The sequence below is a fragment of the Hymenobacter perfusus genome (assembly GCF_003944765.1).
Lineage (GTDB): Bacteria > Bacteroidota > Bacteroidia > Cytophagales > Hymenobacteraceae > Hymenobacter > Hymenobacter perfusus.
The window spans coordinates 936673-962907 of sequence record NZ_RWIU01000001.1; the positions used below are offsets into that span (position 1 = coordinate 936673).

Genomic DNA, 26235 nt, shown 5'->3' on the forward strand with positions numbered 1-26235 from the left:
TTACCGGCTACCGCATGGCAGATACTGCTTCTTACGTTCCTCCGCCCGATATCCAGACGGAGGCCGATGTGCGCCGGCTGGTAGATGCCTTCTACCAGCGTGTGCGGGCTGATGACCTTATCGGCCCTATTTTCGAAGAAGTAGTGCAGGGCCATTGGCCCCGCCACTTAGCCACGATGTACGATTTCTGGAGTGGCTTGCTACTGGGCAGCAGCCGTTACCGGGGTCGTCCGTTTCCCAAGCATCTGGCGTTGCCAATTGATAGCCGCCACTTCCACCGCTGGCTCACGCTGTTTGTGGAAACTGTGGAAGCGCATTTCGCCGGTACCGTGGCTGATGAGGCCATTTATCGGGCAGGAACCATTGCCGCCGTGTTCGAGCACCGTATGGCCCAGGCCCGCAACCCGTTGCACATCCTGTAATAAAATCGGCCTTAATTGGTATCCTTTCCCGTTTTTTAGTCGTACAAGCCCCACCTCCGACAATTATTTGCTGGATAAAGCCAAAAAGATTTTTCGCTAATGCGCGAAAATTCCAAAACCTGCGTAAATTCGCTGCGTATCCACCCGTAACTACTCTCCTCTGTATGGTTACTCTGACTACTCTTCCTGATCTGCGTACCGAGGGCGACATCAAGACGCTGGTGGATACCGCCTTTAGCAAAGCCAACGACGACGAGTTGCTGGCCCCGCTCTGCCACGCGGTAGCGCGGGTACACTGGCCCCGCCACCTTACTTCTCTCTATGACTACTGGAGCAATGCCTTGCTTGGCACCACCCGGTACCAGGAAGGACAGTTGGTGCCACTGCATTCGGCCCTGCCTGTGAAAGGTCCGCACTTTCAGCGGTGGGCCGAAGTACTGCAGCGTACAGTGGAAGAAAAATTTGCCGGCTCCAAAGCCGAAGAAGCTATTCATAAAGTAGCCACGCTGGCCTCCAACTCCCGCGCTGCCTAATTTTTTATCGGTTCACCCACCCCCAATTCCCACCCCGTTCTCCTCACACATTCACCCATCCACCCATACAAAAAGCCCCTCGGACTTGAATCCGAGGGGCTTTTTATTTGCGCACCAGACCAAACTATGAGAAATCGTGCCGCTTCTTGTGAGCAAAATGAACTTCCAGGTAACGCTCTACGGCTGCGAACTGACTGTATTCATAGCTAAGTAAACAGATGTGCCCACTGTCTTTACAGTCAAAATGTAGCCCCCTACCTGCACTCTTCCTTCTCGGATCCTCTCCAATCCACCAGCCGACCAGGGTTTTCATGGACAGATGATACAGCACTTTGTCAGGTTCCTGCTCCATGTGGAACACTTGTTGGCTAATTGTAAGCGTGGAGCGTTTTACAGTGGATTGATGATACCACGGCAGGAGTACTCCTATGAATACCACTAACAGCAAACGACCTCCCAGCGAATCATATACGTGCTGCCGGTTAGCGTCCATTATGATGGCGAGACAAATAATACAGCTGACAGCAATGACCGCATAGCATGCTGCTTTGGCAGTAAAGTGGTTTGACTCAACCTCAATAGTGTCTTTCTGCATAGCTAATAAATGAAAAACCATGCCTCCATATGAGAGGCACGGCTTTCAAAAGTATAATTCCGGACGGTTACACGCCTAGCAGCAGACGGGTTGGGTCTTCGAGCAGTTCCTTCACGCGCACCAGGAACGACACTGACTCGCGGCCGTCGATGATGCGGTGGTCGTAGCTCAGGGCCAGGTACATCATGGGGCGGATTACCACCTGGCCGTTTTCGGCAATCGGGCGCTGCACGATGTTGTGCATGCCCAGAATGGCCGACTGCGGCGCGTTGATAATGGGGGTGCTCATCATAGAGCCGAACACGCCGCCGTTGGTGATGGTGAACGTGCCGCCGGTCATCTGCTCGATGGTGAGCTTGTTGTCGCGGGCCAGGCCGGCGAGGCGCTGGATTTCCTTCTCGATACCATCAAACGACAGCTCCTCGGCGTTGCGGATTACCGGTACCACGAGGCCTTTGGGGGCCGATACGGCAATGCTGATGTCGCAGAAGTCGTTGTACACGATGTCGGTGCCATCAATCTGGGCATTCACGGCGGGCCACTCTTTCAGGGCCACGCACACGGCCTTGGTGAAGAACGACATGAAGCCGAGGCCCACGCTGTGCTTCTCCTTGAACTTGTCCTTGAACTTGTTGCGCAGGTCCATGATGGGCTGCATGTTCACCTCGTTGAAGGTGGTGAGCATGGCCGTCTCGTTCTTCACCGACACCAGACGGCGGGCGACCGTCTTGCGTAGGTTGCTCATCCGCTCACGGCGCTGGTTGCGGTTGCCGCTAGCGGCCGGGGCAGCAGCAGCTGGAGCAGCCGGTTTGGCAGCAGCGGGAGCAGCAGCTGGAGCCGGCGCAGCGGGCTTGGCCTGAGCATTCTGAGCATCGTCTTTGGTAATGCGACCATCACGGCCCGAGCCCTGCACATCGGCGGGGCTGATGCCTTTTTCACCGAGGATTTTGCCGGCCGCTGGCGAAGGCGTTCCGGTAGCGTAGCTGGTGGTTGCCGACGCCGCCGGAGCAGCAGCGGCCGGAGTAGCTTGAGCAGCAGCCGGAGCAGCGGCGGCTGCGGGAGCCGGAGCGGCAGCACCGCTACCGCCTTCAATGCGGGCAATGGTAGCGCCGATGCCGATGGTTTCGCCTTCCTTGGCGGCGTGGCGCAGGATGCCGGTGCCTTCGGCGGGCAGCTCAAACGTGGCTTTGTCGGATTCCAGCTCGGCAATGATTTCGTCGCGCTGTACCTGGGCACCGTCTTCCTTCAGCCACTTGGCTACCGTTACTTCCGTGATGGATTCGCCCACAGCCGGAATCGTCATTTCCACGGTAGCACCGCCGCCGTTGCCGGCAGCCGGAGCGGCAGCAGCTGGGGCGCCGGAAGCAGCACCGCCTTCGGGCTGGCCGCCGTAGCCGGCCTGGTCGCTGGCTTTGGGGTTTTCTTCGCCTTTGCTCACCGGGTCGTTGGCAGGGGCTGCGGCAGCGGGAGCCGCCGGGGCCTCAGCCGCCGGGGCCTCAGCGGCCGGAGCTGAAGCAACTGGCGCGGCCGCAGCACCGTCGCCGTCGATTTCGGCAATGGTGGTGCCGATACCGATGGTTTCGCCCTCGGCAACGCGGATTTTCAGCACGCCGTCGGCCTCGGCGGGCAGCTCGAACGTGGCTTTGTCGGATTCCAGCTCGGCCAGAATCTCGTCGCGCTTCACGGTGTCACCGTCGGCTTTCAGCCACTTGGCAATGGTTACTTCGGTGATAGACTCGCCGACGGCGGGGATTTTAATTTCCAGACCCATAAGTGGGAGTTTTGAAGGGTTTCGGTGGGGAATGTCGGGGAAGTTGTCATTCCGAAGCAGGAGGAATCTGGGGGAAGCCGTTGTCCGTTTTCACTCAGATTCCTCCCGCGTCGGAATGACACAGGACTAGTCCTGCTTCTTGGCTACTTCGGCGGTGGCTTTGATGTTGTCGTCGGCCACGGCTTCCTTGGGCTTGTCGAAGGCGCGGGCCACGAGGTCCTTCTGCTCCTTCACGTGCACCTTGTTGTAGCCGGTAGCCGGCGAGGCCGAAGGCTTGCGCGAATACACGTCTTCCAGCTCGCGGCGCATGAAGCGCAGCAGGTAGTTCCAGTAACCCATGTTTTCGGGCTCTTCCTGCACCCAGTACACCTTGGCTTTGGAGTACTTGGCCAGCTCGGCGTCGAGCTGCTTTTTGGGGAAGGGGTGCAGTTGCTCCAGGCGCACAATGGCCACGTCGGTGCGGCCCGACTGCTGCTGTTCGTCTAGCAAATCGAAGTAGACTTTGCCCGAGCACAGCAGCACGCGCTTTACCTTCTTGGCATCGGCGTACACGTCGCCGAGCACCTCGCGGAAGTGGCCAGAGGTGAACTCCTCCACCGGCGACACGCACAGCGGGTGGCGCAGCATCGACTTCGGCGACATCACCACCAGCGGCTTGCGGAACTCCCAGGTCAGCTGACGGCGCAGCGCGTGGAAGAAGTTGGCCGGCGTGGTCATGTTGGCCACGATGATGTTGTTCTCGGCAGCCAGCTGCAGGAACCGCTCGGGGCGGGCGTTGGAGTGCTCCGGGCCTTGGCCTTCGTAGCCGTGGGGCAGTTGCAGCACCACGCCGTTCATGCGCTGCCACTTGCTTTCCGACGATACGATGAACTGGTCAATCATGGTCTGGGCACCGTTGGCGAAGTCGCCGAACTGGGCTTCCCAAATCACCAGCGCCGTGGGGTTGGCCATGGCGTAGCCGAATTCAAAACCCAGCACCGCGTACTCGCTCAGCAGCGAGTTGTAGATGCTCAGCTTCTCCTGACCTTCGCCGATGTAGTTCAGCGAGTTGTACGGGGCCGAGGTTTCGGCGTCGTGCAGGACGGCGTGGCGGTGCGAGAACGTGCCGCGCTGCACGTCCTGGCCGCTTACGCGCACAATGTGCTTCTCGTCGAGCAAGGAACCGTAGGCCAGCAGCTCGCCGGCGGCCCAGTTCAGCACGCGCGTTTCGAAGAACATCTTCTTGCGCTCCTCCATCAGCTTTTCAATCTGCTTCAGGGGGCGGAAGCCTTCGGGCAGCGTGGTCAGGGCCTTGCCTACTTTGGCCACCACTTCCTCGCTGATGCCCGTTTCCGGCGACTTCTCGAAGTCCTCGGGCTTGCTGCGACGTAGGCTGCGCCACTCGTTTTCGAGGGCCTGGTAGTTGTAGGGCAGCGGCTTCTGCTTCACCATATCCAGGCGGGCCTGCAGGGTGTCGCGGAACTCCTTGTCCATCTGCTGGGCCAGCTGCTCGTCCACGTCGCCGCGCTGCACCAGCATGGCGTTGTACACCTCGCGGGGGTTCTGGTGCTTGCTGATGAGGTTGTAGAGCGTGGGCTGGGTGAACTTGGGCTCGTCCGACTCGTTGTGGCCGTGGCGGCGGTAGCACACCATATCAATGAAGATATCGGCGTGGAACTGCTGGCGGTACTCGGTGGCGAGGCGCACGGCAAACACCACGGCCTCGGGGTCGTCGCCGTTTACGTGCAGCACCGGCGCGTCGATAATCTTCGCGAGGTCGGTGCTGTAAATGGAGGAGCGAGCGTCCTCAAAATCGGTGGTGAAGCCCACCTGATTGTTGATGACGAAGTGGATGGTGCCGCCCGTCTTGTAGCCTTCCAGCAACGACATCTGGGTCAACTCGTAGCCGATGCCCTGGCCGGCCAAAGCCGCGTCGCCGTGGATGAGGATGGGCAGAATCTGGTGGTAGTCGCCACCGTACTGGTGCTCAATCTTGGCGCGCACGAAGCCTTCCACCACGGGGTTCACGGCCTCCAGGTGGGAGGGGTTGGGGGCCAGCTTCAGGTTCACCTTGCGGCCACCCTCCGTTTCCACCTCCGACGAGTAGCCCATGTGATACTTCACGTCGCCGTCACCCATGGTCAGGTCCGGTACGGCCGTCCCCTCGAATTCCGAGAAGATCTGCTCGTAGGTTTTGCCCATGATGTTGGCCAGCACGTTCAGGCGGCCGCGGTGGGCCATCCCGATCATCACCTCCTGCACGCCCAATTCCGACGACTTATTAATAATAGCATCGAGGGCCGGAATAGTCGATTCGCCGCCTTCCAGCGAGAAGCGCTTCTGGCCCAGGAACTTCGTATGCAGGAAGTTCTCGAATACTACGGCCTCGTTCAGCTTCTTGAGGATGCGCTTCTTGTACTCCACGCCGGGGTTGAAGCTCAGCGAGTCCTTTTCCACTTTCTCGCGGAACCAGTCGAGCACCTGCGGGTCGCGGATAAACATGTACTCGAAGCCGATGGTGCGGGTGTACACCTTCTGCAAAGCGGCCACAATCTCGCGCAACGTGGCTTCCGTGCCCAAACCCAGCACTTCGCCGTTCTTGAATTTGGTATCGAGGTCAGCGTCGCTCAGCCCGAAATCGGCAATGCTGAGGCGGGCCTTACGGTCCTTCCTCTCGCGCACCGGGTTGGTTTTGGCCACCAGATGGCCGCGGCTGCGGTAGGCGTGAATAAGGTTGCGCACCTGCGTTTCCTTGTCGGCCGCCACTGTGTCCACGGCCCGGATGGCGCCGGCCTGGTTGGTGCTGGCAGGCGTGGTCAGTACGCCTTCGCCATCGGCCTGCGGAATACCGCCTTCGGGGTACTGCTGGGCGAAGTCGAAGCCTTCAAAGAATTTCTGCCAGCTCGCATCCACCGACTGCGGGTCAGTTTTGTAAGACTGGTACATGTTGTCGAGGTAGTCGCCGTGGGCGTTGGCGATATAAGAGTTGGCGTCCATGCGGTGGGAGCTGGTGGTGTCAGGGGGTAAAGGTAAATAGCCTGATCAGGAAGTAAAAACTGATATGCGCATGTGCAAATAAACCTTATAATCAACCAGATAATTCAATTCGATTTTCTCTCAGTAGTACCGACGTCCAATCTATCAAATAAATACAGAAGCCGCTCCTGTAGTACAGGAACGGCTTTTGGTAAAGCACTAGCGCGAACTGCAAAGTTCGCGCTACTGGCTGCGGTGCTACTTCAGCGCCATTTTGAAGATGTAATAGGGCTGGTCCTGCTGGCCAATGCCTTTGTTCCAGGTGGGCGTTTTGTGGATGGCCGAGGTGGTTACGTATAGCGTTTTGCCGTCGCCGGAGAAGGCAAATGTATCGGGCCACTCCAGGCGCGGGTCCTGCACCACCGTCTCGATTTTGCCGGCTGGCGTGCGGCGCTTGATGGAATGATCCTCGAAAGCACTCAGGTACAGATTGTTCTGAGCGTCGATTTCCATACCGTCGGAGGCAGGTACTTTGCCCAAGTCCTCAATCTGGGCGGCCAGTTGGGCATCGGTGAGGGCGGGGTTGCGCAGGGCTTCCGTCTTGATGCGGAACAGGGTGTAGCTGGTCAGGGGCTTCCAGTACAGATACTGCATATCCTGGCTCAGAGCAATGCCGTCGGCGTTGAACTGAGCGCGCTTGCCGGTGGGGTCCAGCAGTTCCTTGCCGTCGGCCTTGATGTTGAGCGTGGTGTCGCCCATCATCGTCGAGTGGCCCGCCAGCAGCTTGCGTGCCTTCCCCGACTTCAGATCCACGACCACCAAGCTGCCCACGCCCGACTCTGTGATGTAGGCGTACTGGTTCTGGGTGTCGATGCGCACATCGTTGAGGTATGATTTGCGTGAGGCCACGCTTTCCGGGATGCTGATATTCTGCACCACCTTGTCAGTTTTGGGGTCAATCTTCACCAGCTTGGGGCCGCCGGGCACGGTGCCCTTGATGCCGGGCGAGGCCGGATCGAGTACCCACAGCATTCCGGTTTTGTCGGCGTGCACGCTCTGGGGGCAAATCCAGTGTTTCTGGGGCTCGTTTTTCACGGTTTCATTCCAGGCGCACCAGTCGGCGTCGGGGTAGCCTTTCACGGAGCCATCGGGCATTACTTCGGCAATCGGGTTTACGGGGTTATTGTCCCAGCGGGGGAAGTCGGCAAACACGCGGCCGTCGGGCAGCACGGCCACGCCCACCATCTGCGGCTCCCGGAACTGGGCCACTACTTGTAGCGGCGAGTTAGCCGGCGCTACGGGCGCGGCCGTCTGGGCGGAATCCGTAGTGGCGGCCGTGCCGGTAGCATCGGTAGCAGGCGTGGAGGGCGAGGAGCAGGCCTGCGTGAGCACCACGGCGGCCAACAGGCCGGTAGCGCGTAAAGGACCGGAGGTGAAGGGCCAGGAACTAGTTGACATGAGGGAGTTGGTTGAGGAGGAACGGCACAGAAGGAATGACGGCAAGTCGCGCCGCCTATATAGCCCATACGGCTGGGCAAACACATAGTTCCTGCCCGGCTACCCGCACCCTACAACCTCCCGGTTCCAACCTACGTATGCGGCCAGACTATAGCCAAAACGCGCTTTTATTCGACTAATCTGATTAGCAAGTACCCGAAAAGTCGATTTAAAAAAAAGCTGTACCTTTGAGCCCTCGAAAATGACAACATATTATAAGTGCAATTAATTATCTATTTTATCTATATTTAGCTATTATTTCTTCTTTTCCACGCTTGTTTCGGCCTTTCGGGCCGCTGACTATATCTCAAAAGAGCCTCAAATAGTCTGCTAACGCAGATGGCGCTCTATCCCACTAGCCGAGTCGGGCCGGCTGTCCATTCTCTCCGGACAATAAGCGAGAGTCCACGAACCCAAACGTCATGTCCATTGCGTTATTCTTACTAACCTTCCTCTTCCCCCCCCGCACTATTTCTGTCCCGGCTCTGGCTTTGCCTTCCACCGTTGCCAGCCTGAGCCCCCGTCCGGTATCTGTCGCCATACCGGTCATTGCCTTGAAAAAGGCTCCTAAAACGTTGTCGTACCGCGTGACGGCTACCACCTACTGGCCCGAAGTGGGCCAGACCGATGATGCCCCGATGGAAACCGCCGATGGTTCCATCATCCCGGCTCGTCACTCCAGCAAAACCCGCTGGCTCGCCGTTTCCCGCGACATGCTCGATAAATGGGGCGGCCCGTTCCACTTCGGTGAGAAAGTACGCGTGAGCGGTATTTCCGACGCCCTGGATGGCGTCTACATTATCCATGACACCATGAACCGCCGCCACCGCCATTGCGTGGACGTGCTGGTGAATGAGCGGGAATGCAAAAATGGCCTCGAAGGCCTCTGGTCCGATATCCGGCTCAGCAAAATTGCCCCCGAACCCGTTTGGGAAGCCAGCTAGACTCGCTGACTACCACGTAATCAAGCATTTATTTCCGGCTTCTTTCAGGCCTCCGGATACTGCGACAGGTATCGGGGTTGGCCGTCCGCATCATACAGGAAGGTGAGCGGAGCAGCCGGGTCGCGCAGAATTTCCGTGAGCGGAATCTGCCACCGTTTCCACATTTCCAGCAACGACTGCCCGTAGGCGCTGTTATCCCAGGGATTGAAAATATCCCCGGTCACATCGTCGATGAGCGTATCCATGACCACTTCCACGTCGCCGGGCTTTACGGGGCGGGGGTAGTAGTCGGGCACCACGTTGAGCAGGTAGGCGGCGTAGTACACGCGGGCTTTGAACTCGGCTACTTGCACCGGGTGCAGCGGCCGGTACGCATCCTGATACACCCGGCTCATGGCCTGGCGGATAATGCCATTATCGACCAGACAGGCCACCAGCACGGTTTCGTTGAGCTTGATGCTGAAGGCAATGGTGCTCAGGTCATCATCGTACTCGAAGGGCATATCATCCTGGGCGGGGTCGGTTTCCAGCACGAACACGGAGCCGGCCACGAAATCCTCAAACTCCATAGGCACCCGTAAGGCTTGCAGCGGCTGGTAGAACGCCTGGAACCGACGAAGCAGCTGGGCGTTTTCGGCCAGGGGATATTGCGGTTTAGCCAGCGGATCCATTTCCGTCAGTAGCTCCGTGACCAGCACACCGTAGAACATTTTGCCCAGCCACAGGAACAGCGTCTGCTCATCCAGGTCGCGGAAGCCGCGCGTGCCGGCCCGGGAAGCCAGTTCCACCCGCGCCTCCAGCGGCTCCACGTGCTGAGTCCGGCAGCTGGGGCAGCAGGCAATCCGTAGGTCCTGATAAGCGGCAATGCTCATATCCAACAGCTTGATCTGCCGCTCGTGCAGGCCGTAGCGCGTCATCAGCCACTCGGCAAACACCGGCACCGTATCCTGCGGGGGTGAGGTGGGCGTGCCGCATAGGAAACAGCTCCGCATACTGAAGCGCATGTTTTCGAACGGGTCGTAGAGAGCAAGCGGGGCGAGCGGCTGAAATTCGGACATGATAAAACGGAGCGTTAGGCAGGCAAAAGTACGGACCGCACCGACGGCGGCGCAGCTTCGGCCTGAAAACAGCCGGCCGAAGCCGACCTTACCGGCCCCTGGCCTCCTGCCAAAACACAGCGCGCCCTGACCACTTTAGCTGGTCAGGGCGCGCTGTGTTTGATGACGCAACCAGCAGTTAGCGCGACAACGACGAGCCAAGTTTGATGAGCAGCTTGCCCAGGCGCGCCAACGGCGCACCATAGTCACCAATTGTTTCTTCGGCCACCTTGGATGTTTCGTTGCCCAGGGAAGCCAGCGTTTCGGCCAGGTCATGCGACTGGGTATCAGTGGCCGACAGCTGCTGGTGCAGGGTTTTTAGCTCCTGGATGATTTTAGCCAGGCCCGGCCGCTCGGAGGCACGTAGCACTTCCGTCCACCGCTCAATTTCAGTGAGGCCGTGCTGGCTGTTACTATCGGGGGCTCCGGAGTTGAGCAGGGTCAACGTATCGTCGAGCAGGGCCGAATTCTGCTGATCAGTTACCTCCAGCGGAACGGTAGGCAGAATTTGATTTTGGGGCGTGGGGGCAGTAGAATCCATGAGCAGGTACAAAAGAAGAGGCGAAAGGAGGTTACGCAAACGCGCAAAAGGCTATACTTACCACAACCCGGAAAAGTTGGCACATCCTGCTATCCACTTCTGCGTACACCCCCGGCGGCCCTGTTTGGCCGGAAAGTTGCGGCCCCCGCCGCCCGCTTATGTTGCACACCTACCTTACCGCTCCCTTTGCCTCCCCCACCCGCCAGCAGCAATTTGAAGCCGTTGCGGCGGCCCTCACCGCCGAGCCCGGCACTCCGTTTACGCTACTACTCGGCAACCTGAGCCTGGCCGGGGCCCCCGCTATTGATGCGGTACTGCTGCGGCCACGCAGCCTTACCATTGTGCAGCTGGTGCCCGGCGGCGGAGAACTGCACATTCCGGACCTACGGCAGGATGCCTGGTATCTGGATGGGGCCGTGCTGGAGCTTCCCGACGAAGCCCTCAATCCGTTCGTGCGGTTTGAGCAGCAACGCACTTCCTTGGCGAGGTGGCTGGCAGAGCAGCTACCCCCGGAGGCGGCTAATCTGCAGTTTATCACGGGGTTAGTACTATTTGGAGCACCGGTGCAGTTTGGCCCTGGGGTAGAGGCCCGCATGGCGGCCGTTCCCTCCGCTTCTACATTTCACCTGCTGCCCGACCCCAGCCGCTTTACCCGCCGCCTGGCCCAGCTGGCTACTCCCGAAATTGACCTGACCGAAGCCGAACTGGAGCAGCTCCCCGCCTTGTTGGGGCTCGATGCCGAGTCCACGGCTTCGACGGCTACGCCGCCGCCGGGTACGGCCAACAACCTGTTGCGGCAAAAAGCCGGGCAGCTCTGGCGGTGGCTGGGGGCGGAAGACATGGCCGACCTGGACCGCACTTCAACCGGCTATGAAATTGACCTGGATGCCCGCAATAGGGAAAAGGAGGAGCTGGAAAACCTGCGGGCCCAGCTGCAGCAGGATATGCAGCAGCAGCTTCGGGCCCTCGAAGACCGGGAAACCGAGCGGGAGCAGCGCATTGCCCAGCTGCAGCAGCAGCTCACGGCCGCACCGGTAGCACCGGAAGCCCCCGACTTACAGGCTCAGCTAGCCGCCGAAAAAAGGGAGAAGCAGGTACTGGAAACCTCGGTGCAAACCTATCGTACGGACCTGGAAACGCGTAATCAGGAGTTGGGAGCCAAAATTCAGCAACTCGAAAACCTGATCGAGCGGCTGGCCAATTCGCCGGTTACCTCACCCCCATCGGCCCCGACTGCGGCGGCATCCCCGCTGCCGCCAGCTATGCCGCTTCCATCAGCCGGTTTGCCAATTGCCACCGCAGCTGCCGCCCCGGCTCCTGACGAAGCCCCCTCTTCCTCCGCCAACGAATCTGCTCAACGCGCCCAGTTCGGCCGGCCGGCCAGTGCCCGGCAGTCTTTGGGCGGAACCTGGGCGCGATGGTGGCCCGTGGCCCAGCGGTGGGTAGCGCAGCAACAAGCCCGCATTCAGCAGAGCCCACACCTCAACCGGCTACCGGCGCTGCCCAAATGGTCAGGTTACGTGACGGGCGGCACGGCCGCGTTGGTACTGGCGGTAGCCGTTGCGCGCTGCAGCAGGCAGGATGCCCCCACCACGTTTGAACAGCAGGGCCGGGTTGGGCTCTTGGCGGCCAATGGTGATACGCTGCTACCCGCCCGCTACACCAGCATCGGGGAATTTCGGGAAGGCCGCAGCGTGGTGGAGCAGGAGGGCGTATTCGGGTTTGTGCAGATTGATGGTCAGGAAGTAGTCAAGCCGGCCTACGACGCGCTGTATCCGTATGCCGACGGCTACGCCCGGGCCAGGGTGGGCGGGCTCTACACTTTCCTCACGGAGCAGGGCGAAGAATTCAGCACCTATTATTTCGCCGCCCGCAACTTCACGGAAGGCCGGGCTGCCGTGCTCGACTACCGGGGCTGGCACTACATCAGCGGCCCCGAGGAACCTACCGACCCGGTTATTTTTCAGGAAGCCTACTCGTTTGAGCAGGAACTGGCCCGAGTGAAAACCAAAGGGCAGTTCACCTTCATCAGCCCCGACTACCTGGCTGACACCACCGCCGGAACCGCTCCGTTCGGCCGCTACACCAGTGCTACCGATTTTGATGCCCAGGGCCGAGCCCGGGTAGTGCAGCAAGGCCGCACCTTTTTCATTGACCGCACCGGCGCGGAAGTAAAGGAATAAGACCGGGCGCTAGTCGCCGTGCTTTTTGCGCTTGTGCTTGCCTTTCGCCTTGCCCCGGCCGCGCAGCCATTTCTCCCAGCCCTGCGGTTCCGTGCCTTGGTAGCGCGTTGCGGGCACCGGCGCCGCCCCGGCCAGTTGCAGGCGGCCATTAGGGGCGCGGCTGACTGTGGTAGCCTCCCCAAGCAGCGTACAGGCCTGCCCATCGCGCAGCTCGGTGCGGCGGCCGTCGCGCTGCACCACAAATCCGTCGCGGGTGATAAGGCGGCCGTTGGGTAGATGCACATCGTGGGGCATGGGCCGGATTTCGCCGTTGCGTACCACGTACATCGTACCGTCGCGCCGCTGAAAGCCGTCGTTGGCCTGGGCGAAAACCGATGCGCTACGAAACAGCAACAGGAGAAAAAACAGATGAGTGAGCAAGCGCATAAAAGCAGGAAAACAAACTGAAAGCCGAAGCCGATGGGCCGCTTGCTTACGCGCAGCCGGAGCGCGGGTTCAGCGGCAGAGGCCAGCCAAAATTCTACGAGGGCCGGCGGGTTACCTTCCCGGCAGTGGCCTATTAAGCTTCGACCGGCCGGTATCTGCCGGGCAGGTCATCACTTTCGTCTTTTAAAAATTTGCCATGAAAACCATCTTCAAATCCCTGTTCGTTGCCGCCGCCGTTGCCTTCTCCGCTACTTCCTGCACCCAGGAGGGCAAAGAAAACGCCGACGCCGCTGCCGCCAATACCGAAGCTGCCGCCGAAAACGCCGGTGATGCTGCCGCTGCCGAAGCCACCAACGCCGCCAACACCACTGAAGCCGCTGCCGAAAATGCCGGCCAGGCCATCGAAAACACGGCTGAAAATGCCGCTGCCAAAACGGAAGTAGCCGCCGACAAAGCCGCCGCCGAAACCAAAGAAGCCGCCGCCAACGCCGCCGCCGCTACCGAAAAAGCTGCCGGCGACGCCAAAGCTGAGCTGAAAAACTAAGTAGCTACCGGCCTTAAGCCGGTGCGCTATTCCTGAAAAGCCCGAACCAAGTACTGGTTCGGGCTTTTTCTATGCCGATACTTTCACCGGAACTTTGGCCGGCTCCGGTTCCGAAACGCCCGCCAGCTCCAGCAGTACGCTGTAGTAGGGGCGGCCCTGCACGCGGGCATAGAGCCAGCTGTAAAAGCTCAACGCCTGCAAATCTTCCTGTTCCAGCGGGACAAACGAGGGCAGCGTGCTAGACCGCGCCGCAAACCCAGCCGATTTCACCACCGATGGGTCCTCAATGATGTCGCGCACCAGCTGCAGGTAGCCCAGCACGGCCGCATAACCGCCGCCGTCGTTGCCGAAGCGTTCCTTGATCAGGCGCTCAATGGCTCGCAGGCGGTTCTGGGCCAGGTCGTGGTTGCCCAGCTCCAGCTGAATCAGCATTTCGCCCATGTTGCGGTTGAGCACCCATTCCACGCCCATTTCCTGCTCGCACCAATGATCTGTGCGGCCAATGGCCAGCAGCACCTGATTGGCTTTCTGAAACTGTCCTTCGGCGAAGTAGTGGAAGCCCAGCCCCAGGCGGGCCGTGAGCTGCTCGCGGGGCGGCAGCACGGTTTTCAGCACTTCTTCCAGCAGCCGGATACTGTCGGCATTGCGCCGCAGAAAGGCGTAGTTGGCGGCCAGCAAAAACGTGTAGCGGCCCCGGAAAGCCACCCCACGCAGCCGCGGCCCTTCCTCCAGCAGCACCCGCAGCAGCTCCAGATACTCCACCGACTCAGTAAACCGGCGGGTGCGGTACAGGGCGTGGGCAATCATGTAGAGCAAGCCCAACTGAGCCTCGCGGTGGGCGGGCTGAAAGCCGTGGCGCTTTTCCATCAGGTGGTAGCAGCGCATCACGAAGGGCGCAAACGTGAGGTAGTCGCGGCGCACCAACATAGCCGCCCGGGCCAGCGACATGAGCCGGTAGAGCAGCGCCGGCCGCCGGGCAAAGGCTTCCTGCAGATCATACTCCCGCAATACTTCCTGCAGAATCCCATCAAACGACTCGCCGGCCCGGCCCTTCACGCGGGCCTCGCGCAGGCGCTGCCGGATGAGGCTGTCGGCAATATTGGCACGCTCTTCCTCGTCGGCAGCTTTTTTGTTAAGGTGGCGGCGGCGGATGATGTCCAGCAGGTCGTCGGCGTGCTGACTGCCGGCACGGGCAATCTGGAGGTTGTACACCGTATTGAGCAGTTCATACTGCTCATTCTGCTGGGCCAGCTTTTCGGCTTTGCGCAACATATTCCAGGCCAGCCGGCCCACGCCTACCTCAAACAGGTATTGGGCCAGCGTGAGCAAGCCGCGCACCGAAGAAGCCGCTGTAGGGTCCTGCTGGCGCTGGCGCAGCAGCAGAAAATCGGTGAGGTGGCGCATGAGCCGCTTGCGCAGGGCATAGTAGGCCACGGCGTTGGGCTCCTCGGGATAGAGGCGGGCCAGCAGCTCCTCAGTAGCATACTCTTTCTGGTGTAGCAGCAGGTCGCAGAGGCGCACATCCATGCGGCCCTTCTGCTTGCGCCGCTGCCGCTGAATGAACTGCCGAAATTCCTTGCGGTCATCCGGGGAAAATGTGCTGAGCGTGGTACGCAAATCATCCATACCGGTAATATAGAGGCCCGGTTTGCAGAACCCAAATCCCGAGTCTGACAAGTCTGATCAATTAAACACAATTATTTAATTACCAGTTATTTACCTCTCACAAAACCCCAGACAATTAGTCTGAGGCTTGCAAGAGTTGGTTAGGGTTCAATCAATAAACAGGCAACATTCGGGACATACTCCTCACCCCTGTTTCTGTTCATTATGCCACGTCTGTTTTTACTCCTGATACTACTGCTGCTGAGCGTTGGGGCACACGCGCAGGATTTGCTCACCAAAACCACCGGCGAAGAGCTGCAGGTGAAGGTGCTGGAAATTACGCCCACCGATGTACGCTACAAGCGTACCGATAACCCCGACGGCCCGATGATTACCATCCGCCGGTATGATGTGTTCATGATTCGTTACGCCAATGGCACCAAAGAACTGCTGGGAGCCAGCATGTTGTCGGCGCGGCCGGCATCGGCTTCCACGGCAGCACCGGCGGCGGCCATGCCGGCCACGGGCAGCCTGGTACCGGGCGACGAGCCTCCGGCCTACGAGGACATTCACCTCAACGGCCCCCGCCTGGGCATTACGGTACTGGCAGGCGGTGTGGCTACCAAAGCTGACCGGGAACTGGGCGTTAATCCGTTCCTGACGCAGTTTGGCTGGCAGTTTGAAACCCGCATTTTCCGGATGCCCAACGGCACTTCCGGGCTGCTGGAAATCGTGCCGCTTATCGGGGGGCTGGAGCAGGGTAAGTTCCTGCCCAGCCTGAACGCACTGATTGGTATCCGGGGGCCGAAGGGCCTGGAGTTTGGGCTGGGGCCGAACGTGTCGCCGGCCGGGGCGCACATTGCGCTGGCGGTGGGCACTTCCTTCCGCAGCAACGGCATCAACTTCCCGGTCAATTTCGCGGTGGTACCCGGTGATGGTGGAGCCCGGTTCAGTCTGCTGTTCGGCTTCAACTCCCGCACCCGATAATCCTTCTGCCTTTCCTTCTTTGCTTTATGCGCTTTTTTCTACTGCTCTTCGGGAGTCTGCTCCTGACCCTGCGCGCCGCCGCTCAGGACGTAATTCTGCAAACCAACGGCGAGGAGCGGACCGGCAAAGTGCTGGCCATCACGCCCGAACTGGTCACGTACGTAACCCCCACGGCCGATACGCTCCGCCTGGCCGCCATCCAAGTGTTTCTGATCCGGTATGCCAATGGCACCAAAGAAGTATTGAACCATCCGGCAGCCGCTCCAACAGCCGCTCCGGCACCCGGCCTGACGAAAGAGGCTGCCTACGCCCAGGGCCGGCGCGATGCCCGCACCCATTTCAGAGCGTCGGGAGTTTTTTGGGGTACGTATGCTGCCACTGTAGTAACGGGTTACGGAGGCGTGGCCACCGGTTTGGCTGTGAGCCTAGTGCAGCCGAATCCCCGAAATTTCATCGTGCCCGACGCGGACTTGCTCAAGAATCCCGACTACGTGCAGGGCTACCGGCGGCAGGCACAGAACAAGAAAATCGGGAGTGCGGCCGGGGGCTTTGGGGCCGGCGTGGGCACGATAGTCGTGTTGGCGGCGGTACTGATAGCCTCGTTGGGATTTAACTGAGCCGGCCCACAACCTCCCACCAAACCCCACCGTACAACGGGTACATTCTCATCCAAAACCCTACCACCATGGACGCTAATAACAACGGCATCGACGACGCTACCGAGCTGCGCGCACGCGGCAACTGGAACGAAATCAAAGGAGAAGCCAAACAAAAGTGGAGCAACCTCACCGACGACGACCTGCATTACGAAGAAGGTAAGCAGGATGAGTGGTATGGCCGTCTGCAGCAGAAAACCGGCGAAACCATTGACGATATCAAGCACTGGTTCCAGCGCACTTTCTAAGGCAAGGCACTCGGTGCTTTTCTGATATAAAATAACCCGACACCCGCGTGGTGCCGGGTTATTTTTTGCCCTTACTTTTTATAAATAATATTAACTATTCAATATTATTTATAGCTTTAATTACTTCAGAGCAGTATGGTCACAGCAGTAGAGGAGTTGCGCACCCTGGGAAACACGGCCCTGCTCAGATTACCGAAAACGGCTTTTTTCTGTTCCCGTGATTACCCGATCAGTATTGAGCGGGTAGCATATCTGTGGGCAATGGAACAGCGGCAACTGGGCTACTGCGTACTGTCGGGATTTCACTCGCGGCTGGAGCAGGCCATCTTCCGGTTTTTGCGGCGGGATATGCAACAGCCTATCGTATATGCGCTGGGCCGTGGTATTCAGCCCTCCATGCCGCTGGACTATGAGCGAGACTTACAGCTGGGCCGGCTGCTGTTCCTCACACCTTTTGAGCCGGACGTAACCACCGTTACGCAGGAAACGGCTAATATCCGTAACCTGCTTATCACCGATCTGGCCGACCGGTTCTTTGTGCCCTACATGCGGCCCGGCGGCAACGTGGAACGGCTGCTGCAAAGTGAGGCCGCCCGGGGCAAACCGTTGCTGACGCTCAATCTGCCGGAAAACAGGGCGCTACTGCGGCTCGGGGCGCGTATTTATCACCCGCCGGGGCTGCTGGGCGGCCGGCGGGCCAGCCTTTAAAGAGCGTTTTACGTATGGCAGCGGGTGGCCAGTGGCCATTCTCCTGCTGCACCCTTTTTCTTTTCCTATGTCAACTTCCGATACCCTACGGGCCGCCGTGCCCACTTCGCCCTCGGGCGGCATCCGGGCACTGGCCCGCTTCGGGTTTGCCGCCAAAGGCACCGTATACCTGCTGATGGGCGTACTGGCGCTACTGGCCGCCACTGGCCAGCAGGGTGGCCAGACGGCCGATAAAAAGCAGGCCGTCCTGACCGTCCAGAGCCTGCCCGGCGGGCCGGTGCTGCTGGGCCTCATTGCCTTCGGGCTGCTGGGCTACATTGTGTGGCGCTTTACGCAGGCCGTGGCTGATACCGAGAGCAAGGGCGGCGACGCCAAGGGCATCGGCCGGCGCATCGGGTTTGCGGCCAGTGGGCTGCTGTACGCCAGTCTGGCCTGGTACGCCGCCAAGCTGGCCATGAATGGCTCGGCCGACGCGGGCGGCAACACCCAGCAAACCCTCACGGCCCGCGTCCTTGGCTGGCCTGGCGGCGACTGGATCATCATCCTAGTCGGCGTGGCCATCATCGGCAGCGGCATCTACCAGATTTATAAGGCCTACTCGGGCAAGTTCCACAAAGACGTAAACGGCTCCGACATCCCCGGCGGGCAGCAGAACACGGTGTACCGCTTGGGCCAGCTCGGCTACACGGCCCGGGGCGTTGTGATGGCCATTATCGGCTACTTCTTCGTGCAGGCCGGCCGCCAATCGCGTGCCGCCGCCGTGGGCAGCACCGACGAGGCGTTTGACCTGCTGGCCAGCATGGGCCCGGTTGTACTCGGCATTGTGGCGCTGGGTTTGATGGCCTACGGCCTCTACATGCTGGTACAAGCCAAATACCCCGTGCTACGCCGGATCTAAGAACACAAACGGAGTAGCCTATCAATGGGGCTTGGCTCATTCCGATTTCACCAAAAAGCCAGTGGCGTGCCACTGGCTTTTTGGTGTCCGGTTGTTTGTTGACAAGCAGATCTTTCTACCGGGCGCCACTTCCTCTTCTCTTTGAAAAGGAAGGAAGCAGCAGATGCCCGAAGCGTAACCGGTGCCCCCTCTCCTTTTCGGAGAGGGAGTCAGGGGGTGAGGCGCCCGCCAGAACGAAGAACTCTCCGCCACTCATCCAGCAACTGACTACTAAGCCTCACGCCACGTAATCCTGCAGGTATTGGTATCGCTCGGTGAGCTGGCCGTTGCGGGCAATGGTGGCGCGCTCGATAACGGCGTCGGTGCCTTCGTGGATGAGGTGGGGCAGCACGTTGTCGAGGAGCTGGCGACCGAAGTCGCGGGAGGCGTTGCGGGGCAGCTCGCAGGGCAGGTTGTCCACGGCCATGATGGTGAGGTTGCCAGGCCGCGAGTAGGCCGGCTCCAGCTCGCCGGTCTGGCAGTTGTAGTCGAAGGCGGGCTCCTGGATGGTGCTGCTGCGCTTGGTGACCGGAATGGAGCCGTCCACGTCGCAGGTCACGTCGGCAATGGTGTCGATGCGGAAGTGGGCGCGGCAGGTGTCGGCTTCCTCGAACAGACGCGGGGCAGCCGGGTGCCAGTAGGCGCAGGCAATGAGCAGATTGGTAACGGGCAGGAAGTTGCGGAACGTGCTTTCGTACTCCTGCGGGTTGCGGTGGAAATCGGGCGTATCCCACACGCGGCCGTCGCGGCGGCGGTTGTAGTCGGATGAGCGCAGCTGAGTGTACACCGGCTCGTTGAAGTCGAGGTACAAGTAGTCGTACACGCTCACGCGCCGGATGCCCATCAGGTTCAGCACCTCCACCGCGCCCTGGGCCACCCGGCCCGAGCCGGTCACGACCATCTTAATGGGCGGCAGCTTCTTCACCTTGAAAAACTCCTCCTGCATGTCCTCCATGTCCACGCACTCGTAGGCCGGTTTCAGCTCGTAGAGGCCGTGCTTGCGGCCGTAGGTGAGCAGGCCATTGTAGGCCCCCACAATGCCGGCCCAGCGCCCAAAGGCCACAATCCGCTCCCCGTTTTCATTGGTGAGCAGCTCGTAGTCAATCAGCGTGATGTTCTTGGCCAGCACCTGCCGCAGCAGCTCCCGGTTCGCGGGCTGCTTCTTGACGGTGTGCGAGAAGAACAGGTAGGTTTTATTAGGAATGAGCTGCGCCACGGGCACTTCCTTCACGCCCATCAGAATGTCGCAGTCCGCTACATCGGGGCGCACCGCAATGCCGGCGGCGCGGTACTCGTCGTCGGAAAAGCAGCGGATGGGGCTTTCCTGGGCTACGATGCGCAGGTCAGGGAAGCGGGCTTCGGCCTCGGTGCATTTTTTGGGCGTGAGCGGCACGCGCTTGTCGGGCGGGGTTTTGCCTTCGCGGATCAGGCCAATGGTAATGGGACGCATACGGAGTGGGGATGGGAAGTTCGGGGGCTAAATCTGCGGAAAATTGTTGAGTCCCGGTCCGACGCGCAGCGTCCGACCGGTTGCCGCCCGCTGACTGCCGCGCTTCTCATGTGGAGTGAGGCCGCCCGGTTGGCCTCGTTGCCCGGTAAGCACGCAGCCAACCGGTCAGACGCTGCGCGTCGGACCGGGGAACGGCGGCCCGAAACATTTGCCGGTTTATCGGTTTAAGGGTGAAGCCTTTTCGCGCTACCTTTGTCAGGGCTCCTTCCCGGGGCTGTTTGTTGCCACCCTCACCCATCTTTTTATGTTGCTGAAGACCAAGCCCGCCGATGTGTTCGTGGACCGTCACAACGGCCCCGACGAAGCTGCCGTAGCCGAGATGCTGCGCGTTATCGGCGTGGAGTCGATTGACCAGCTCATCGACGAAACCGTGCCGGCCGCCATCCGCCTCAAGAAGCCGCTGAACCTGCCCGCTGCCCTCACGGAGCGGGCTTTTTTGGCGAAGTTCAAAGGCATTGCCGGCAAGAATAAGCTGTTCAAAAACTACATCGGCCTGGGCTACCACGATACCCAGCTGCCGGCCGTGATTCAGCGCAACATTCTGGAAAACCCGGGCTGGTACACCGCCTACACGCCCTACCAGGCCGAAATTGCCCAGGGCCGCCTCGAAGCCCTGATCAATTATCAGACGATGATAATTGACCTCACGGGCCTGGAAATTGCCAACGCCTCCCTGCTCGACGAAGGAACCGCCGCCGCCGAAACGCTGCACATGTTCCACTCGCTGAGCAAGAAGAAAAACGCCACCCGCTACTTCGTGTCGGAGCAGGTGCTGCCCCAGACCATCGACGTGCTGCGCACCCGCGCCACGCCCATCGGCATTGAGCTGGTAGTAGGTGACCACCGCACCGCCGACCTCACCGACGAAACCCTGTTCGGCGCTATCCTGCAGTATCCCGCCGCCGACGGCGCCGTGTACGACTACACCGACTTCATATCGAAAGCCCACGACAACAACCTGTTCGTGACCGTGGCCGCCGATTTGCTGTCCCTGACGCTGCTCACGCCTCCTGGCGAGATGGGTGCCGACGCCGTGGTGGGCAACTCCCAGCGCTTCGGCGTGCCGATGGGCTACGGTGGACCGCACGCCGGCTTCCTGGCTACCAAAGACGCTTTCAAGCGCGTAATTCCCGGCCGCATCATCGGCCAGAGCATCGACGCGGCCGGCAACAAGGCCTACCGCATGGCCCTGCAAACCCGCGAGCAGCACATCCGCCGCGAAAAAGCTACCAGCAACATCTGCACCGCCCAGGTGCTGCTGTCGGTGCTGGCCGGCATGTACGCCGTGTACCACGGCCCGCAGCGCATCCGCCAGTTTGCCTCCAACGTCCACGCCCTCGCCCGCACCCTCGACGCCGAGCTGCACGCCCTGGGTCTGGAGCAGGCCAACGAATTCTACTTCGACACGCTCGATATCCAGCTGGAAAGCAAGGAGCTGCAGACGGCCATCCGCACGGAAGCCGAGTCGGCAGGCATCAACTTCCGCTACTTCGAGCAGGACGGCACGGCCCGCGTGGGCATCTCGCTCAACCAGAACACCGAAATTGAGGACGTGCAGGATATCGTGGCTGTGTTCAGCAAAGTGCTGGGCCGCGACGTGCGCCAAGTAGCCCAGGCCGACGAGGTGGAGGTGACCTGGACCGACAACCTGATCCGCAAGAGCGAGTACCTTACGCACCCCATCTTCAACTCGCACCACTCCGAGCACGAGATGCTGCGCTACATGAAGCAACTGGAAAACAAGGACCTGAGCCTGGCTCACTCCATGATTTCGCTCGGCTCGTGCACCATGAAGCTCAACGCCACCGCCGAGATGATTCCGGTGACCTGGCCCGAAATTGGTGGCTTGCACCCCTTCGCCCCGCGCGAGCAGGCCGCCGGCTACACCGAAATCTTCCACGACCTGGAGAAGTGGCTGTGTGAGGTGACGGGCTTCGACGCCGTTTCGCTGCAGCCCAACTCGGGTGCCCAGGGCGAGTACGCCGGCCTGCTGGCCATCAAAGGCTACCACGATGCCCGCGGCGACCAACACCGCAATGTGGCCCTGATTCCGGCTTCGGCCCACGGCACCAACCCCGCCTCGGCCGTTATGGCCGGCATGACGGTAGTGGTGGTGAAAAGCACCGAGGAAGGCAACATTGACGTAGCTGACCTGAAGGCCAAGGCCGAGCAGTACGCCGACCGTCTGAGCTGCCTGATGGTGACCTACCCGAGCACGCACGGCGTGTACGAGGAAACCATCATCGACATCTGCGCCACCATTCACCAGCACGGCGGCCGCGTGTACATGGACGGCGCCAACATGAACGCCCAGGTGGGCCTGACCTCGCCCGCCACCATCGGGGCCGACGTGTGCCACCTGAACCTGCATAAAACGTTCTGCATCCCGCACGGCGGCGGCGGACCCGGCGTAGGCCCCATCGGCGTAGTAGCTGATTTGGCTCCTTACTTGTCGGGCCACGTGCTGGTAAACGCCGACGGCCGCACGGCCGGTGCCGTTACCTCGGCTCCCTGGGGCTCGGCCAGCATCTTGCCGATTTCTTACGCTTACATCAACATGATGGGCGGCGAAGGGCTGACGCAGGCCACGCGCATCGCCATCCTGAACGCCAATTACATTAAGGCCCGTCTGGAGGAGCACTACCCCGTGCTCTACACCGGCTCGAACGGCCGCTGTGCCCACGAGATGATTCTGGAGTGCCGCCATTTCAAAAAGGCCGGCATCGAGGTGGAAGACATTGCCAAGCGCCTGATGGACTACGGTTTCCACGCGCCCACGGTGAGCTTCCCGGTAGCCGGCACCCTGATGATCGAGCCGACCGAATCGGAAAGTAAGGAGGAGCTGGACCGCTTCATTGAGGCCATGATCAGCATCCGCAAGGAAATTGCCGAGGTAGAAGCCGGCCGCGCCGATGCTAAGGACAACGTGCTCAAGCACGCCCCGCACACCGCCGCCACCGTGCTGGTGCACGAATGGGAGCGTCCGTACTCCCGCGAGCAGGCCGTGTATCCCACCGACTACGCCCGCACCTACAAGTTCTGGCCCACCGTGTCCCGCATCGACTCGGCCTACGGCGACCGGAACCTGATCTGCTCCTGCACCCCCATCGAGCAATACACCGATGCGGAGGAAAAGTTGGTGGAAACCGACAAAGGCCCGTCGTATTAGTGCTTAATGCTTAGTGCTTAACGTGTATAAAAGAGGCCCCGCCGGGTTACGGCGGGGCCTCTTTGCATTTGTGCATTTTCTAAGAAGTAGGCACTAAACTTACTTGCTGAAGCAGGTGCGGTACATGTAGCCGTTCTGCGTTTTGCCGTTGGCTGTTACGCGCACTTTCAGGAAGTACGCATCCACGGTATCCATCACCTGCACTTCATTACCGGAACCGATGGTGGTCAGCTGCGGCGAATCTTTGGTCATGCCATCATACAGAATACACTCGACCACGGTATTGTGGGCGACCGGAGTGGTAGAGGTGCGGTTGGAGCGGGATTCGTCTTTGGAGGCACTGCAGGACGCCAACAAAGCCAAGCTACCGCAACAGAGTAGGAGTTTTTTCATAAATACAGAACGCGAGAAAGATTTGCTTTGCAAAAGATAGAGATATTTCGAGATGAAAAGGAATATACCGAGGGTAATCCGCTGATAATTATTCGGTAAGCAGCATTCCAACCGGGAACGACCGTATATGCTACAGCGTTTACCAGACAGAGCCGCTTGCCGATGCTACCGCATATGTTGCCAGTGCTCTTCAACCCACTGATTTCCTTTCCCATATGAACCGCATTTCCCGTTTTTTAGCCCGGCCGCTGGCCCTTTCAGCTTTTGGCCTGAGTCTGCTGCTGGGCGTCAGCAGCTGCACCACGACTGCGCGCGTAGGCGTCACTTCCGATTTTGACCATTCCGTAAACTTCCGCGCTTACAGAACCTGGGCCTGGTATCCGCAGCAGCCCACTGACACAGAAGGCGGCCCGGCCAAAGGCTACGAATCGTTTCTGGATAAGCGCATCCGCATGGCAGTAGAGCAGCAGCTGGCTCAGAAGGGCTTGGCGATGGTGGAGAAAAATCCGGATGTATACGTAGCCTATAGTGCCCGCGTGGAGGAGAAACAGCGGGCTACCGGTGGGGCATACGGGCCATACGGCTTCCCTTACTACGGGTATGGCTACGGGTACGGCAGCCTGTACAACCGCGGCGGCTACGTCACCGATTATAAAGCCGGCACCGTTATTCTGGACTTCGTGGATGCCAAGCGCAAAGAGTTGGCCTGGCGCGGCCAGGGTCAGGCTCAGGTAGATCAGCAGACCATTTCAGAAGCTGAAGTGCAGCGCATTGTCACCAGTATTCTGGGGAACTATCCGCCTCAGGATGGGCAGCCTTCCCAGGCCAGCCGGTAAACCGATACTGTTAGCATGAAGAATGAAAAGGGCAGTTGCGGTAGCGCAACTGCCCTTTTTACGTCTCAGTATCTTGCATTGCTACCCCAACAGCGCCAGGTAGGGATGCCCCGGGCCGGCCTTTGGGGTCGGGTCCGAAACGGTTAGCACCGGAAGTACCATCAACCAGCGGAATCCCAATGCCGAAGGCATTTCCCACCCACGGCACTATCAGCAGCCACCACCACCAGCCCGATAAACCGGTATCATGCAGCCGCTTTACCGTCTGCACAATTACCAGAACACTGGCCAGCAGCACCAGCAGGTAGCTTAGCAGTTCTGCCAGGTCCGGGTCGGCGGCATGTTGTAGTACCAGGTAGCATAGTGTAGCGTACAAACCAACCGCCACGGCATAAATGCCGCTTACTCTACCCCAAAAGGCCCGTCGGCGCAACCGCCCCCGGAACAGAAAAAACTCTTTCACTTTTCGACTTACCAATAGCTGGATAGAATACACTTTACTTCTGCAGCCGCTGAAAACCAGCCGATACCTGCTGCCGCTGCCAAAGCTACCCGTTTTCCTACGTCTGATGCAAGCATGATACCCACACAAAAAAACCCGCCTCTGCACGACAGAAGCGGGGTAAGAACTTGCAGAGGAAGTGAAGGCTTAAATTGGCACGTTAACGTGGCGCTCGGCGTGGTAGCTGGACCGCACCAGCGGGCCGCTTTCCACATACTTCAGGCCCCGGCGTAAGCCTTCTTCCTTGTAATGCGCGAAAAGGTCGGGATGAATAAACTCGGCTACTTCAATGTGGCGCTTGGTCGGCTGCAGGTACTGGCCCAGCGTTAGGATGTCGAGGCCATTAGCTACGAGGTCGTCCATGGCCTGGTACATTTCGTCCTGCTTTTCGCCCAGGCCCAGCATAATGCCCGATTTGGTGCGCTTGCCGGCTTCCTTAGTGCGCCGGATCTGCTCCAGGCTCCGGTCGTATTTGGCCTGGGGGCGTACGAGGCGGTAGAGGCTGCCCACGGTTTCCATGTTGTGCGACACTACTTCCTGGCCACCGGCAATCATGGTTTCCAGCGCGGCCCAGTTGGCCTTCACGTCCGGAATCAGGGTTTCGATGGTGGTGGCAGGGCTGAGCTGCTTGGTTTGCACTACGGTTTCGTACCATACGCTAGCACCCCGATCCTTCAGCTCGTCGCGGTTCACGCTGGTTAGCACGGCGTGTTTCACGCCCATTAGCTGAATAGCTTCGGCCACACGGCGCGGCTCGTCCAGGTCGTACTCGTTGGGGCGGCCGGTAGCCACGGCGCAGAAGGAGCAGGAACGCGTACACACGTTGCCCAGAATCATGAACGTGGCCGTACCCGCGCCCCAGCACTCGCCCATGTTGGGGCAGTTGCCGCTTTCGCAGATGGTATGCAGCTTATGTTCATCCACCAAACGGCGGACATTGGCGTAGGCGGGTCCCACGGGTAGCTTCACGCGCAACCAATCGGGTTTGCGCGACTTGGCGGGGGCAGCCGCCTCGGGCTGAATGATGGGCAGAGTCAGCAACAGTTCATCCATGTTGCAAAGGTAAGAGGAATGAGTAGCGGAAAATTCCACTGGTAAGACAATTCCACCGGGCCGGGGGTTTCGGCGCGGCGGTAAAAGCATCGGCCCCGGCCCTGATAAGGCCGGGGCCGATAC

At 60.0% G+C, this 26235-nt stretch carries 24 protein-coding genes; 12 read left to right on the plus strand and 12 right to left on the minus strand.

Annotation, left to right across the window (positions count from 1 at the left end; genetic code table 11):
* The first annotated feature begins 14 nt into the window (after positions 1-14).
* Together EI293_RS03995 and EI293_RS04000 are read left to right on the plus strand one after the other, a co-directional pair.
* Positions 15-422: a group III truncated hemoglobin gene (locus EI293_RS03995; protein ID WP_125435844.1), complete on the plus strand. Its 408-nt coding sequence runs from the start codon at positions 15-17 to the stop codon at positions 420-422.
* Positions 423-586: 164 nt separating this feature from the next.
* Positions 587-955 carry a group III truncated hemoglobin gene (locus tag EI293_RS04000; RefSeq protein WP_125435845.1) on the plus strand — a complete coding sequence of 123 codons (369 nt, stop codon included), beginning with the start codon at positions 587-589 and terminating at the stop codon, positions 953-955.
* A gap of 124 nt (positions 956-1079) precedes the next feature.
* On the opposite strand, the gene EI293_RS04005 is transcribed toward EI293_RS04000, so the two are convergent.
* The 4 genes from EI293_RS04005 to EI293_RS04020 all read right to left on the minus strand — a co-directional run bounded on the left by EI293_RS04005 (position 1080) and on the right by EI293_RS04020 (position 7734).
* The gene (locus EI293_RS04005; protein ID WP_125435846.1) at positions 1080-1550 is read right to left on the minus strand and encodes a hypothetical protein; all 471 of its coding nucleotides are present in this window, start codon (positions 1548-1550) and stop codon (positions 1080-1082) included.
* Between the two features lie 67 nt (positions 1551-1617).
* Positions 1618-3321 (minus strand): 2-oxoglutarate dehydrogenase complex dihydrolipoyllysine-residue succinyltransferase, encoded by a 1704-nt coding sequence (gene odhB / locus EI293_RS04010; RefSeq protein ID WP_125435847.1) that lies wholly within the window; start codon positions 3319-3321, stop codon positions 1618-1620.
* Between the two features lie 126 nt (positions 3322-3447).
* Positions 3448-6297, minus strand: coding sequence for a 2-oxoglutarate dehydrogenase E1 component (locus tag EI293_RS04015; protein ID WP_125435848.1), 2850 nt, complete (start codon positions 6295-6297; stop codon positions 3448-3450).
* A 237-nt stretch (positions 6298-6534) separates the two neighbouring features.
* On the minus strand, positions 6535-7734 hold the full coding sequence (locus EI293_RS04020) for an SMP-30/gluconolactonase/LRE family protein (RefSeq protein ID WP_125435849.1): 1200 nt from the start codon (positions 7732-7734) through the stop codon (positions 6535-6537).
* A gap of 593 nt (positions 7735-8327) precedes the next feature.
* Between EI293_RS04020 and EI293_RS04025 the strand changes: the two genes are divergently transcribed.
* Complete coding sequence (locus tag EI293_RS04025; RefSeq protein ID WP_170170229.1) at positions 8328-8717, plus strand: RlpA-like double-psi beta-barrel domain-containing protein; 390 nt, start codon at positions 8328-8330, stop codon at positions 8715-8717.
* 44 nt (positions 8718-8761) lie between these two features.
* Here the strand turns inward: EI293_RS04025 and EI293_RS04030 are convergent, their stop codons facing one another.
* Positions 8762-9775 carry a hypothetical protein gene (locus tag EI293_RS04030; RefSeq protein ID WP_125435851.1) on the minus strand — a complete coding sequence of 338 codons (1014 nt, stop codon included), beginning with the start codon at positions 9773-9775 and terminating at the stop codon, positions 8762-8764.
* Positions 9776-9953: 178 nt separating this feature from the next.
* Complete coding sequence (locus EI293_RS04035) at positions 9954-10355, minus strand: hypothetical protein (protein ID WP_125435852.1); 402 nt, start codon at positions 10353-10355, stop codon at positions 9954-9956.
* 158 nt (positions 10356-10513) lie between these two features.
* Here EI293_RS04035 and EI293_RS04040 point away from each other — a divergent pair, with 158 nt between their 5' ends.
* Positions 10514-12538 carry a WG repeat-containing protein gene (locus tag EI293_RS04040; protein WP_125435853.1) on the plus strand — a complete coding sequence of 675 codons (2025 nt, stop codon included), beginning with the start codon at positions 10514-10516 and terminating at the stop codon, positions 12536-12538.
* A gap of 9 nt (positions 12539-12547) precedes the next feature.
* On the opposite strand, the gene EI293_RS04045 is transcribed toward EI293_RS04040, so the two are convergent.
* Positions 12548-12964 (minus strand): DUF6799 domain-containing protein, encoded by a 417-nt coding sequence (locus tag EI293_RS04045; protein ID WP_125435854.1) that lies wholly within the window; start codon positions 12962-12964, stop codon positions 12548-12550.
* Positions 12965-13160: 196 nt separating this feature from the next.
* Here EI293_RS04045 and EI293_RS04050 point away from each other — a divergent pair, with 196 nt between their 5' ends.
* Positions 13161-13508, plus strand: a complete 348-nt coding sequence (locus tag EI293_RS04050; RefSeq protein WP_125435855.1) for a hypothetical protein — start codon at positions 13161-13163, stop codon at positions 13506-13508.
* A gap of 69 nt (positions 13509-13577) precedes the next feature.
* On the opposite strand, the gene EI293_RS04055 is transcribed toward EI293_RS04050, so the two are convergent.
* Positions 13578-15134 (minus strand): hypothetical protein, encoded by a 1557-nt coding sequence (locus tag EI293_RS04055; RefSeq protein ID WP_125435856.1) that lies wholly within the window; start codon positions 15132-15134, stop codon positions 13578-13580.
* 204 nt (positions 15135-15338) lie between these two features.
* Here EI293_RS04055 and EI293_RS04060 point away from each other — a divergent pair, with 204 nt between their 5' ends.
* The 5 genes from EI293_RS04060 to EI293_RS04080 all read left to right on the plus strand — a co-directional run bounded on the left by EI293_RS04060 (position 15339) and on the right by EI293_RS04080 (position 18610).
* Positions 15339-16100, plus strand: a complete 762-nt coding sequence (locus EI293_RS04060) for a hypothetical protein (protein ID WP_170170230.1) — start codon at positions 15339-15341, stop codon at positions 16098-16100.
* Positions 16101-16126: 26 nt separating this feature from the next.
* The gene (locus EI293_RS04065) at positions 16127-16717 is read left to right on the plus strand and encodes a hypothetical protein (protein ID WP_125435858.1); all 591 of its coding nucleotides are present in this window, start codon (positions 16127-16129) and stop codon (positions 16715-16717) included.
* A 68-nt stretch (positions 16718-16785) separates the two neighbouring features.
* Entirely contained in the window at positions 16786-17004 is a 219-nt protein-coding gene (locus EI293_RS04070) for a CsbD family protein (protein WP_125435859.1), read from the plus strand.
* A 261-nt stretch (positions 17005-17265) separates the two neighbouring features.
* Entirely contained in the window at positions 17266-17712 is a 447-nt protein-coding gene (locus EI293_RS04075) for a hypothetical protein (protein ID WP_125435860.1), read from the plus strand.
* A 67-nt stretch (positions 17713-17779) separates the two neighbouring features.
* Positions 17780-18610: a DUF1206 domain-containing protein gene (locus EI293_RS04080; RefSeq protein ID WP_125435861.1), complete on the plus strand. Its 831-nt coding sequence runs from the start codon at positions 17780-17782 to the stop codon at positions 18608-18610.
* Positions 18611-18887: 277 nt separating this feature from the next.
* Here the strand turns inward: EI293_RS04080 and EI293_RS04085 are convergent, their stop codons facing one another.
* Positions 18888-20099 carry an NAD(P)-dependent oxidoreductase gene (locus EI293_RS04085; RefSeq protein WP_125435862.1) on the minus strand — a complete coding sequence of 404 codons (1212 nt, stop codon included), beginning with the start codon at positions 20097-20099 and terminating at the stop codon, positions 18888-18890.
* Between the two features lie 304 nt (positions 20100-20403).
* On the opposite strand from EI293_RS04085, the gene gcvP reads away from it, so the two are divergent.
* On the plus strand, positions 20404-23328 hold the full coding sequence (gene gcvP, locus EI293_RS04090) for an aminomethyl-transferring glycine dehydrogenase (RefSeq protein WP_125435863.1): 2925 nt from the start codon (positions 20404-20406) through the stop codon (positions 23326-23328).
* Between the two features lie 99 nt (positions 23329-23427).
* Here gcvP and EI293_RS04095 read toward each other — a convergent pair whose 3' ends face one another.
* Positions 23428-23721 carry an SH3 domain-containing protein gene (locus EI293_RS04095; RefSeq protein ID WP_125435864.1) on the minus strand — a complete coding sequence of 98 codons (294 nt, stop codon included), beginning with the start codon at positions 23719-23721 and terminating at the stop codon, positions 23428-23430.
* Between the two features lie 215 nt (positions 23722-23936).
* Here EI293_RS04095 and EI293_RS04100 point away from each other — a divergent pair, with 215 nt between their 5' ends.
* The gene (locus EI293_RS04100; protein WP_125435865.1) at positions 23937-24557 is read left to right on the plus strand and encodes a DUF4136 domain-containing protein; all 621 of its coding nucleotides are present in this window, start codon (positions 23937-23939) and stop codon (positions 24555-24557) included.
* A 58-nt stretch (positions 24558-24615) separates the two neighbouring features.
* Here EI293_RS04100 and EI293_RS04105 read toward each other — a convergent pair whose 3' ends face one another.
* The gene (locus EI293_RS04105) at positions 24616-25167 is read right to left on the minus strand and encodes a DUF805 domain-containing protein (RefSeq protein WP_125435866.1); all 552 of its coding nucleotides are present in this window, start codon (positions 25165-25167) and stop codon (positions 24616-24618) included.
* A gap of 39 nt (positions 25168-25206) precedes the next feature.
* Entirely contained in the window at positions 25207-26100 is an 894-nt protein-coding gene (gene lipA, locus EI293_RS04110) for a lipoyl synthase (protein ID WP_125436253.1), read from the minus strand.
* Positions 26101-26235 lie beyond the last annotated feature (135 nt).

Coding starts and splice junctions, on each gene's coding strand:
- EI293_RS04085 (WP_125435862.1), bottom strand. CDS start 20,099: ATGCGTCCCATTACCATTGGCCTGATCCGCGAAGGCAAAACCCCGCCC.
- EI293_RS04035 (WP_125435852.1), bottom strand. CDS start 10,355: ATGGATTCTACTGCCCCCACGCCCCAAAATCAAATTCTGCCTACCGTT.
- EI293_RS04015 (WP_125435848.1), bottom strand. CDS start 6,297: ATGGACGCCAACTCTTATATCGCCAACGCCCACGGCGACTACCTCGAC.
- EI293_RS04055 (WP_125435856.1), bottom strand. CDS start 15,134: ATGGATGATTTGCGTACCACGCTCAGCACATTTTCCCCGGATGACCGC.
- EI293_RS04070 (WP_125435859.1), top strand. CDS start 16,786: ATGGACGCTAATAACAACGGCATCGACGACGCTACCGAGCTGCGCGCA.
- gcvP (WP_125435863.1), top strand. CDS start 20,404: ATGTTGCTGAAGACCAAGCCCGCCGATGTGTTCGTGGACCGTCACAAC.
- EI293_RS04075 (WP_125435860.1), top strand. CDS start 17,266: ATGGAACAGCGGCAACTGGGCTACTGCGTACTGTCGGGATTTCACTCG.
- EI293_RS04040 (WP_125435853.1), top strand. CDS start 10,514: ATGTTGCACACCTACCTTACCGCTCCCTTTGCCTCCCCCACCCGCCAG.
- EI293_RS04020 (WP_125435849.1), bottom strand. CDS start 7,734: ATGTCAACTAGTTCCTGGCCCTTCACCTCCGGTCCTTTACGCGCTACC.
- EI293_RS04100 (WP_125435865.1), top strand. CDS start 23,937: ATGAACCGCATTTCCCGTTTTTTAGCCCGGCCGCTGGCCCTTTCAGCT.
- EI293_RS04005 (WP_125435846.1), bottom strand. CDS start 1,550: ATGCAGAAAGACACTATTGAGGTTGAGTCAAACCACTTTACTGCCAAA.
- EI293_RS04030 (WP_125435851.1), bottom strand. CDS start 9,775: ATGTCCGAATTTCAGCCGCTCGCCCCGCTTGCTCTCTACGACCCGTTC.
- EI293_RS04000 (WP_125435845.1), top strand. CDS start 587: ATGGTTACTCTGACTACTCTTCCTGATCTGCGTACCGAGGGCGACATC.
- EI293_RS04060 (WP_170170230.1), top strand. CDS start 15,339: ATGCCACGTCTGTTTTTACTCCTGATACTACTGCTGCTGAGCGTTGGG.
- EI293_RS04095 (WP_125435864.1), bottom strand. CDS start 23,721: ATGAAAAAACTCCTACTCTGTTGCGGTAGCTTGGCTTTGTTGGCGTCC.
- odhB (WP_125435847.1), bottom strand. CDS start 3,321: ATGGGTCTGGAAATTAAAATCCCCGCCGTCGGCGAGTCTATCACCGAA.
- EI293_RS03995 (WP_125435844.1), top strand. CDS start 15: ATGGCAGATACTGCTTCTTACGTTCCTCCGCCCGATATCCAGACGGAG.
- EI293_RS04065 (WP_125435858.1), top strand. CDS start 16,127: ATGCGCTTTTTTCTACTGCTCTTCGGGAGTCTGCTCCTGACCCTGCGC.
- EI293_RS04045 (WP_125435854.1), bottom strand. CDS start 12,964: ATGCGCTTGCTCACTCATCTGTTTTTTCTCCTGTTGCTGTTTCGTAGC.
- EI293_RS04080 (WP_125435861.1), top strand. CDS start 17,780: ATGTCAACTTCCGATACCCTACGGGCCGCCGTGCCCACTTCGCCCTCG.
- EI293_RS04050 (WP_125435855.1), top strand. CDS start 13,161: ATGAAAACCATCTTCAAATCCCTGTTCGTTGCCGCCGCCGTTGCCTTC.